This is a genomic window from Lichenibacterium minor, from assembly GCF_004137685.1.
Taxonomy (GTDB): Bacteria; Pseudomonadota; Alphaproteobacteria; order Rhizobiales; family Beijerinckiaceae; genus Lichenihabitans; species Lichenihabitans minor.
This window is the reverse complement of the sequence record NZ_QYBB01000077.1, coordinates 1-9,775: the sequence shown is the minus strand read 5'-3', so window position 1 is coordinate 9,775 and position 9,775 is coordinate 1. Positions and strand designations below refer to the sequence as shown.

At 68.6% G+C, this 9,775-nt stretch carries 8 protein-coding genes; 4 read left to right on the top strand and 4 right to left on the bottom strand.

Translation table 11 applies throughout. From position 1 onward, the window contains the following. Positions 1–246: 246 nt before the first annotated feature. Positions 247–2,022, top strand: a complete 1,776-nt coding sequence (locus tag D3273_RS26145; protein WP_245501402.1) for a methyl-accepting chemotaxis protein — start codon at positions 247–249, stop codon at positions 2,020–2,022. A 1,017-nt stretch (positions 2,023–3,039) separates the two neighbouring features. Here the strand turns inward: D3273_RS26145 and fliP are convergent. Genes fliP through D3273_RS26120 form a run of 4 tightly spaced genes read right to left on the bottom strand, consistent with a single transcriptional unit; the run spans position 3,040 to position 5,642 of the window. Next, the gene (gene fliP / locus D3273_RS26135) at positions 3,040–3,882 is read right to left on the bottom strand and encodes a flagellar type III secretion system pore protein FliP (protein WP_129229892.1); all 843 of its coding nucleotides are present in this window, start codon (positions 3,880–3,882) and stop codon (positions 3,040–3,042) included. Further along, on the bottom strand, positions 3,879–4,373 hold the full coding sequence (locus tag D3273_RS26130; RefSeq protein WP_129229891.1) for a flagellar basal body-associated FliL family protein: 495 nt from the start codon (positions 4,371–4,373) through the stop codon (positions 3,879–3,881). The genes fliP and D3273_RS26130 overlap by 4 nt, the downstream gene beginning before the upstream one ends. Before the next feature lie 16 nt (positions 4,374–4,389). Next, the gene (locus tag D3273_RS26125; protein ID WP_245501401.1) at positions 4,390–5,118 is read right to left on the bottom strand and encodes a flagellar basal body L-ring protein FlgH; all 729 of its coding nucleotides are present in this window, start codon (positions 5,116–5,118) and stop codon (positions 4,390–4,392) included. Then, on the bottom strand, positions 5,115–5,642 hold the full coding sequence (locus tag D3273_RS26120) for a MotE family protein (protein WP_129229890.1): 528 nt from the start codon (positions 5,640–5,642) through the stop codon (positions 5,115–5,117). The genes D3273_RS26125 and D3273_RS26120 overlap by 4 nt, the downstream gene beginning before the upstream one ends. 257 nt (positions 5,643–5,899) lie before the next feature. Between D3273_RS26120 and D3273_RS26115 the strand changes: the two genes are divergently transcribed. From D3273_RS26115 to pnp, 3 genes are all read left to right on the top strand, one after another. Continuing rightward, positions 5,900–6,202: a hypothetical protein gene (locus D3273_RS26115; RefSeq protein ID WP_129229889.1), complete on the top strand. Its 303-nt coding sequence runs from the start codon at positions 5,900–5,902 to the stop codon at positions 6,200–6,202. Between the two features lie 82 nt (positions 6,203–6,284). Further along, on the top strand, positions 6,285–6,644 hold the full coding sequence (gene rpsO / locus D3273_RS26110; RefSeq protein ID WP_428977810.1) for a 30S ribosomal protein S15: 360 nt from the start codon (positions 6,285–6,287) through the stop codon (positions 6,642–6,644). Between the two features lie 290 nt (positions 6,645–6,934). Further along, the gene (gene pnp, locus D3273_RS26105) at positions 6,935–9,070 is read left to right on the top strand and encodes a polyribonucleotide nucleotidyltransferase (protein WP_129229887.1); all 2,136 of its coding nucleotides are present in this window, start codon (positions 6,935–6,937) and stop codon (positions 9,068–9,070) included. Positions 9,071–9,775: the final 705 nt, after the last annotated feature.

Sequence of the window (9,775 nt, the reverse complement as noted above, 5' to 3'; positions counted from 1 at the left end):
TCTCGACCCGCTACGAAAAAACCGCGACCTCGTTCCTCGGTGTCCTGGCCCTCGCCGCAGCCGTGCAGTGGATCAAGCGCTAACAGGACCTAGCCGTAAGCCCGTAAAGTCGGCCGCGGGCCAGTCATCCCGCAAGGCGGTCTTCGTCGGACGCGTACGGTCGGTGCCGCCCGCGGGCGAACTGACGCCCTTGTCCTGAGACCGATCAGCGATCGCAGCAGCGATGACCTCACCGCCACGGTGGCGATGTTCATCGGAGCGCTGGGTCCCCTCGAGATCGGCGTCAACGCGGTGGAACTCAGGATCGCAGAAGCGGATCCGGCGCTCGTCGCCCGGATCTCAGTCGCGCGGTCGGCCACGGAACTGCGCGACTACGCCGGCCAGATCGGATCGGTCTTCACGGCGGCTTTGGCGACGAACCGTCCCTTGTCGACCACGGAGCTCGCCAGATACGACCGCCTGACCGGGCACGCGGACGCCTTGGTGCACACCATCGAGCTTGCCCATGCCAAGCTCGCCGATTCTGCGAGGCTCGGCAGTGCGTTCGACGGCATCACCGGTCACTACCTGATCGAGGGGCGCAAGATCGTCGCCGACATCGCCGATCAGAGTCGCTCTGGCAAATCAGTGGGGATGTCACCCGCTGATCTGGCCAAGATCTATGTCCCGCAGATGGCGTCGATCATCGCCTTCCGGGATGGCGTGGTGGAATCCACGCAGGCTGTGCTCGGCGATGAGTCTTCCGCTCAACTGAACGCCTTGCGCACCAATGCCCTGGTCTCTGTTGTGCTTCTCTGCGTGATGGTCTCGATAGCCTACGTTTTCCGGCAGCGCGTCGTGCGCCCCATCACCAGCTTGACCGCTTGTATGGGAGCCCTGGCGAGCGGGGACCACGGCATCGTCGTACCTGCGGCACACCAGAAGGACGAGATCGGCGACATGGCCGCAGCCGTGGAGGTGTTCCGCCGCTCCGCGATCCGCAACGTGGCATTGGAGATCGAGGCTGAGGAGAGCCGTCGTCGGGCCGAGGCGGAGAGAACCGCCGTGCAGCTTCGAGCCGAGAGCGAGGCCGAGGTGCGGCTCGAGGTCGCCACGAGCTCCCTCGCCCTCGGCCTGCAGGGACTCGCGAGCGGTGACATGTGTTGCGAGATCACCGACCCCTTCTCGCCGCAGTTCGAGGCCCTGCGGCGCGACTTCAACAGTTCCGTCATTCAGCTGAGGAACGTGCTCCAGGCGGTTCGCCTGAGCACTGGCGCCGTCAGCGGCGGCAGCGAGGAAATCTCGCACGCGTCGGAAGACCTGTCGAGACGCACCGAGCAGCAAGCCGCGTCGCTGGAGGAGACGGCCGCGGCGCTGGACGAGATCACGACGACGGTGGAGAAGACCGCTCAAGGCGCCAAGCTTGCCGACGCCGCGGTTTCCAGAGTCAAGATCGGGTCCGAAGAGTCGGGGCAGGTCGTTCGCCAAGCCGTCGAGGCGATGCGCAGCATCGACCAGACCTCCGAACAGGTCACGCAGATCATCGGGGTCATCGACGAGATTGCCTTCCAGACCAACCTGTTGGCGCTGAACGCCGGTGTGGAGGCTGCCCGGGCCGGCGACGCCGGCCGCGGGTTCGCCGTCGTCGCCTCGGAGGTGCGGGCGCTGGCGCAGCGTTCGGCTTCCGCCGCGAAGGACATCAAGGTGCTCATCGCCACCTCACGGGTCGAGGTCAAGCGTGGCGTGGACCTCGTGGGCCGAACAGGTGTCGTGCTGGGTGGCATCGCGGAGCAGGTTTCCGAAATCTCTGCCCTGGTCGCCGACATCGCGGCCTCGGCCCACGAGCAGGCTTCCAGCCTCCACGAGGTGAACACGGCGATGCACCGCATGGATCAGGTCACGCAACAGAACGCCGCGATGGTGGAGGAGACCACCGCCGCGAGCCGGTCCCTCGCTCAGGAATCCCAAACGCTGGCGACGCTGGTCACGCGGTTCCGCATCGGTCGGGACGATAAGGTCCCGCGCCTCAGCCTGGTGGGTTAGGCAGCGCGTCTCCAGTCTGGCGGAACGGGCCGAAGTCGACATCTTCCGGCCCGTTCTGACATCGGTTGCGCCAAACGGCAGCGTCGGCCCGCGCGCACCTTCTCCGGGCTTCGACGGCGATCGATGATCGGAGCCGAAGGAAACCTCGATACGGGAAAGAGAGCGGCGTGTCCGGCCGCAACGGGGAGCGCATGTCTCGGTGTTCAACCCGGGAAACATAGGCCTGGAGGCCGGCGAAGGTCCCAACGATACCCGGCTGCCCACCATAAGAGGGAGAGCCGCATCGAATGCGATCGGCCCGACCCAGAAATTCCGAGCGACCTCGACCATCTCGACGGCCCTCGCCAGGACCGAGGTCGCAGTGAGGCTGTGATGAACTGGCGACGAGTTGGACCGTATCGTTCAACATGAGCGCGGGGGCCAAAGCGATCAGGTGCAGACCTGCGACGGTGCCCGGAAGAGCTTCAAAGTCTTTGACGAGATGGCAGAAGCTGGCCGCCCACGCGGAGGAGTGCTCCACAACCCATAGGCCTGGTCCACGAAGGCCTTCTCGACCGAGCCCTCCGTGAGGGCTCGTACGGCGCCCGCCAAGACCGCAGCGGTCGTACGGTCATCGGTGTCGGCCACAGTGACATGGCGCGCCAGGAGAGTTCCGAACGTGTCCACGGCCGCGTGAAGCGTGAAGCCCCTTCTCGCGCAGGGCGCCGTCGTAGCCGGCCCGCTCGCCGCTTTGGGGCGTCGAACGCAGGGTGCGGCTGTCCATCACGATGCCGCCCGGCTCGGCCGCTCGCCCAGCCGACACGCATGGGGGAACGAAGGCCCACTCCCCATCACACACGTCAGGCGGATAAGGCCTGCCATCGCTGATCGACGCAGCGAGGCAATCCAAATAGGCCGTTGATCTGCAGCAGCCTGCGGAGCTTCGATGATGGCATTCATAGGTGTGCTCCATGCCGAATGAACCCGAGACAGTCCGGCTGGGCCGGCTGCGATAGGCTCATGTGCGGGGCCGGTCGCTCACGAATAGGACCGGATCAAACTCCCCACCAGCATGTTCCAGCCGTCGATCAGCACGAAGAACAGCACCTTCAGCGGCAGCGAGATGACGGAGGGCGACAGCATCATCATGCCCATCGACATGGTGATGGTGGACACCACCATGTCGATCACCAGGAACGGCAGCGCGATCAGGAAGCCGATCTCGAAGCCGCGGCGGATCTCCGAGATCATGAAGGCCGGCACCAGCACGCGCAGGTCCACCGCGCTCCGCTCGGCCGGGGTCGCGCCCGGCGCCGTGGCGCTCGCGGCCGGCTTGATGCTGGCGGGGGCGAGGTCGTCGAAGAGCTTCAGGTCCTTGTCGCGCACCTGGCCGAGCATGAAGTCGCGGAAGGGACCGGAGATCCGCGTATAGGCTTCGCTTTCGGAGATCTTGCCGTCGAGCAGCGGCTTCAGCCCGCCGTCGTAGGCGCGGTCGAAGGTCGGCGCCATGACGTAGAAGGTCATGAACAGCGACAGGCTGACCATGATGATGTTGGCGGGCGTGGTCTGCAGCCCGAGGCCCGAGCGCAGGAACGAGAACGCGATGGCGAAGCGCGTGAAGCTCGTCACCATGACGAGCAGCCCCGGGGCGATCGACAGCACCGTCAGCAGCCCGACGAGCTGCACGATGCGCCCGCTCGCGGTGCCGCCCGCCTGGGGCAGCACGTTGCCGAGGTCGATCGACTGCGCGTGAGCCGCCGAAGCGGCGAGGACCAGGCAGGCCGCCGCGAGGCCGAACAGACGCCAGGCCGCCGCGAGGCCGAACAGACGCCCGGCCGCCGCGAGGACCCCCACCGGGGCTGCGGCCCGCCCGCTCGTCATCGCACCACCAGCATCTCGATCAGGAGCTCCCGCACCTTGCCGTCCGAGCGGACCTTCGCCCGCTCGTTGAGGTCGTCCCGCAGCGCTTCGAGGCCGCTGGCGCCCTGGATCTGCTCCAGGGTCAGCGTCCGCACGAAGGCCAGCACGTCCTCGCTCACCTTCGGGGCCAGGGCCTCCATGGCGGGCGCGTCGGTCTTGTCGTAGACGATGGCGGTTTGCAAGCGGATCCACGAGCCGTCGGGATCGGCGAGGTTGGTGACCACGGGGGTCAGCTCCTTCAGGGTCCGGGCGGGGAGCGCCGCCGCCGCGGCGGGCTTGCCGGCGTCGGCGGGCGTGGCGGCTTTCTCGCCCGCCGCCCGCGTGGCGGACACGATCTGCTTGCCGATCACGGCGCCGCCGCCCGCGGCGGCGAGCGTCAGCACCAGGATGGGCACGATGGCGCCGAGCATCCCGGGTTTCTTGTCGGTCGTCTTGTCCGTCGTCGAGGCCATGGCGGTGCCGTCCCGCTCAGAAGGGCTTCATGGCGTCGTAGAGCTGGTGCCCCCACCCTGGCTGCTGCGCCTCGCTCATGCGCCCGCGGCCGCCGTAGGAGATGCGCGCTTCCGCGATGCGGTCGTAGGCGATGGTGTTCTCCTTGGTGATGTCGCGGGGGCGCACCACGCCCGCCACGTTGACGATGCGCAGCTCGTCGTTGACCCGCATCTCCTGCGAGCCCGAGATCAGCATGTTGCCGTCCGGCAGCATCCCGGTGACCACGGCCGCCACCGTGAGGGTGATCTTCTCCGAGCGGTCGACATTGCCCACCCCGGACGCCGCCGAGGTCGAGTTGATGTCGAGCTGGGGCGCGATCTTGAACGGCGAGGAGCCGAGGCCGGGCGTGACGTCGAAGCCGTTGCCGATCTTGGCCGTGGTGGTGCGGTCCGACGAGTTGCCGAGCTTGGCCTTCTCGTCCATGGCGATGTTGACGGTGAGGACGTCGCCGACGCGGGCCGCGCGGACGTCGCGGAACAGGTTGGCGCGGTCGTCGTCCCACAGCGATTGCGGGCTCGAACGCGGCGCCGCCGGGAAGCCGTAAGCCGCGAAGGGCGTCACGTCCGAGTGGAGCCCCTGCCCCACGGCCGACATTTCCGGGGCGCGGCCGATGTCGGCGGGCGGCGTGCCGCAGCCGGCGAGGCCCGCGCAGACGGGGGCCAAGGCGGCGAAGCGAAGGGCGGCGAGGCGAAGGGGGCGCGTCACGAGCGTCCGTCCTCGGGCGGCGGGGCCGGCGGGGGCGGTGGCGGCGGGGGCGGCACGAGCCCGGCGATCGTGTCGACGAGCTTCACGGCCCGTTCGGCCGGGATCTCGTTGAGGATCGCCGAAGACTGCCGGGCGTTGAGGCCCCTGAGCACCGCGGCCGCGATGGCGTCGTCGAGCGCGGAAATCTGCTGCGCCGCCGCGTCGGGGCGCATCTTGGCGTAGATGCCGACCAGCGAGGCTTCGGCGCGCTTCTTCGCCTCCTCGTGGGCGTCGAGCAGGGCCTTGACCTCGGCTTCCTTGGCTTCGAGGGCGGCGACGCGCCCGGCGATGCCCTCCTGCAGCTCGTTCAGCTTGCGGGTCTGCAGGGCGAAGCGGGCGTCGGCGGCCGCGGCCGCCACGTTCTGGCAGAAGCGCTGCGCGTCGGTGGCGGGCGCCGCGGCCGTGGGCGGCGGTGCGGCATGAGCCGGGCCGCAGGGGCCGGCCAGCGCGGCGAGGAGGCCCGGGAGGGCTAGGCTGTGGCGCATGGCGGGCAGGTGTCGGCCTCGGGACGGATGTGTGATGCGGCGAGCCTGCCGGGTCGAACTTGCCTCGGGCTGGCCCGTCCTTCCCGCCCCCCGGCGCCGAAGCGGCGCGGGACTTGCGAGGCCCGCGGCCGCACCGCAGGCCGGCGGCGTCATGCGACCGACACGCAGCCGCCATACGGAACCGCCTTCGGGCCCGGACGATATTGCTGCAGTGCAACATGAGTGGTAGATCTGACGGCGAGCGAAGGACACGGGACATGAGCGACATCTGGAACACCAAATACGGCCCGCGCCGCGTGCGGCACGACCCGCCGGTGATCGCCGAAGCCATCGCGGCGGCTCAGGGCCTGTCGGACGACGCGGCCGAGCAGGCCGAGATCGCCGCGTCCCTGATGGGCGTAACGGTCGAGGAGGCGGCGGCCGAGATCAAGAAGCTGTCGACCCGGCGCAAGCCCATCACGCTGACGTCCACCGACCGCAAGGGCATGGCCCGCGCCGTCGTGGTGGAGCGCCGCCCGAGCCGCACCCTGGTGATGAACCGGGGCGCCGCGTCGCGCTGACCGGTGCCCGCGCGTCAAAGCGCTGGCGCCCCATCCCCGGTCGTGTATAAGGGCTTCGCGTCCGTCACCCCGTTTCGGGGCGATGCGGCTCGCTGGACGACATCCCGGCAGCGCGCAGGACGGCGCACCTCGGCCACCGTCGGCCGATCCTCCGCGACTGAAAGGACCCACGATGTCGATCACCGCCGAGCGCAAGACCGCGCTCATGCAGGATCATGCCACCAAGTCGGGCGACACGGGCTCGCCCGAGGTGCAGATCGCGATCCTCACGGAGCGCATCACCAACCTCACCGAGCACTTCAAGACCCACAAGAAGGACAACCATTCCCGTCGTGGTCTCCTGAAGCTCGTTTCGACGCGCCGTTCCCTCCTCGACTACGTCAAGGGCAAGGATGCCGCGCGCTATCGCGGCATCATCGAGCGCCTCGGCATCCGCCGCTGACGCCCGCTCGGCCGCGCCTTGCCACGAGGGCTGCGCGGACCAGTTAGAACCGAAACGCGACGTCGGCATGGGGCCGACGTCGCGTCCGACCGGCGAGCGTGGTCATGGCAGGATCGCCAGGGGCTGCCTCGATGCCGAACCCGCCCGTGGCCGCATCCGGCGGCCCGCGGACGGGTTCGGGCTTTGCCGGACGCCGCAGGGCACGCGATGCCGGCGCCGTCCTTCAAGTCGAGGCCAGCCTCTCGCCGTCTTGCTCATGGCCGACAATCGGCTCGCCATGAAAGACGAACATGTTCGAAGTGAATCGCGAAGAGATCGACTGGGCCGGGCGCAAGCTCGTGCTCGAAACGGGCAGGATCGCCCGCCAGGCCGACGGGGCGGTGCTCGCCACCTACGGCGAAACCAGCGTGCTGGCGACCGTGGTGTCGGCCAAGAGCGCCAAGCCGGGCCAGGACTTCTTCCCCCTGACGGTCAACTACCAGGAAAAAACGTTCGCGGCCGGCCGCATCCCCGGCGGCTACTTCAAGCGTGAAGGGCGTCCCTCCGAGAAGGAGACGCTGGTGTCGCGCCTGATCGACCGGCCCATCCGTCCCCTGTTCCCCGAAGGCTACCGCTTCGACACCCAGGTGGTGGTGACGGTGCTGTCGCACGACATGGAGAACGATCCCGACATCCTCGCCATGGTGGCGGCGTCGGCCGCCCTGACCATCTCGGGCATCCCCTTCATGGGCCCGGTGGGCGGCGCGCGCGTCGGCCTCATCAAGGACGAGCTGAAGGTCAACCCGACCATCGACGAGATGAAGACCTCGTCGCTCGACCTCGTGGTCGCCGGCACCGCCGACGCCGTCCTGATGGTCGAGTCGGAAGCCAAGCAGCTGTCCGAGCAGACGATGCTCGAGGCCGTGATGGCGGGCCATCGCGGCTTCCAGCCGGTGATCGACGCCATCATCCGCCTGGCCGAGAAGGCCGCCCGCGAGCCGCGGGCCTTCGAGCCGGCCGACACGTCCGCCGTCGAGGCGGCCGTGATGGGCGAGGTCGAGGGCGACATCCGCTCGGCCTACGCGATCACCGCCAAGGCCGAGCGCTACAAGGCGCTCGACGCCGCGAAGAAGAAGATGATGGCGGCGCTGGCGCCGGCGGACGGCGAGGCGAAGTTCCCCACCCAGATGCTGGCCGAAGCCTTCAAGGCCGCGCAGGCGACCGTGGTGCGCAACTCCATCCTCGACACGGGCCTGCGCATCGACGGGCGCGACCTGAAGACCGTGCGCTCGATCCGCTCCGAGGTCGGCATGCTGCCGCGCACGCACGGCTCGGCGCTGTTCACCCGCGGCGAAACGCAGGCGCTCGTGGTGGCGACGCTCGGCACCGGCGAGGACGAGCAATACGTCGACAGTCTGGAAGGGTCCTATAAGGAGCGCTTCCTGCTCCACTACAACTTCCCTCCCTATTCGGTCGGCGAGACGGGCCGCATGGGTTCGCCCGGCCGCCGCGAGATCGGCCACGGCAAGCTCGCGTGGCGCGCCATCCGGCCGATGCTCCCCACGGCGGCGGAATTCCCCTACACGATCCGCATCGTGTCGGAGATCACCGAGTCGAACGGGTCCTCGTCGATGGCGACGGTCTGCGGTTCGTCGCTGGCGCTGATGGACGCGGGCGTGCCGCTGAAGGCGCCGACGGCCGGCATCGCCATGGGCCTCATCCTGGAAGGCGAGCGCTTCGCGGTGCTCAGCGACATCCTGGGCGACGAGGACCACCTCGGCGACATGGACTTCAAGGTGGCCGGCACCGCCGAGGGCATCACCTCGCTGCAGATGGACATCAAGATCGCCGGCATCACCGAGGAGATCATGCGGGTGGCGCTGGACCAGGCCAAGGGCGGCCGGATCCACATCCTCGACGAGATGTCGAAGGCGCTGACGGGCGCCCGGGCCGAGCTCGGCGAGTTCGCGCCGCGGATCGAGAGCTTCAAGATCCCGACGGACAAGATCCGCGAGGTCATCGGCACCGGCGGCAAGATCATCCGCGAGATCGTCGAGAAGACCGGCGCCAAGGTCAACATCGAGGACGACGGCACCGTGAAGGTGGCGTCGAGCGACGGCGAGAAGATCCGCGCCGCCGTGAACTGGATCAAGTCGATCGCCACGGACCCGGAGATCGGCCTCATCTACGAGGGCACGGTCGTGAAGGTCGTCGACTTCGGCGCCTTCGTGAACTTCTTCGGCTCGAAGGACGGGCTCGTGCACGTGTCGCAGATGGCGGCCGGCCGGGTGAACAAGCCGTCCGACGTCGTGAAGGAAGGCGACAAGGTGAAGGTCAAGCTCGTCGGCTTCGACGACCGCGGCAAGACCAAGCTGTCGATGAAGGCCGTCGACCAGAAGACCGGCGAGGACCTCGACAAGAAGGAGAAGGAGCCCGTCACCTTCTGACGGGTCCCCTCCCACCACCGAACGACGAAGCGCCGCGGTCCGATAGGGCCGCGGCGTTTCGCGTTCGGGCGGCCTGCTGTCCGGGGAGCCGGCCTTCCGCAGGCACCGGGCTTCGCCCGCCAGGAGGCGTTCCGGAGGCACCCGCCATCGGGGCAGGGGAGGGCCGGCCGTCGGCGGAGCCGTCGAGGTCCCCTCCCCTGCCCGGTGAGCCGCTCGACGGGCGCCGCCCGGCTCGCCCCCTCCCCTCCCCTCCCCCGCCATCGAGATCGGGGGTGGGAATCGGCCCGACTCGGGCGCGACGGCCCTCGAGGCGCCGATTCCGAAACGTCGATGAGTTTTTTGACGGTTTTGCGAAAAGGCTGTTGACGGGTCTCCGTGGGGTGTCCTATACAGCGTTCATCGACGGCGGCGCTGCTGATGAGCGGCCCGCGGGTTTCGACGCTTCCGAGTTTGTCTCAGGAGTTCATGCTCCGGCAGGGTTTGCCGGGCGTGTCGTCGTCTCCCTCGTCCGGCGTTCATGCGCTGGCCTTGACGTTTGGGGTGGCCTTCGGGCGTGCCCGCCGCTGTTTGACAATTACATCGGAAGAAAGAGAAACGTGGACGGCGGGGTCCTTGCGGTCCGGCTTTTGCCGGGCACGGCGCTTCGGCGCTGCGAGAGAACTGCTCCGACGGTCACGTTTCCAAATTCATCGCGTTCTGGTCCTT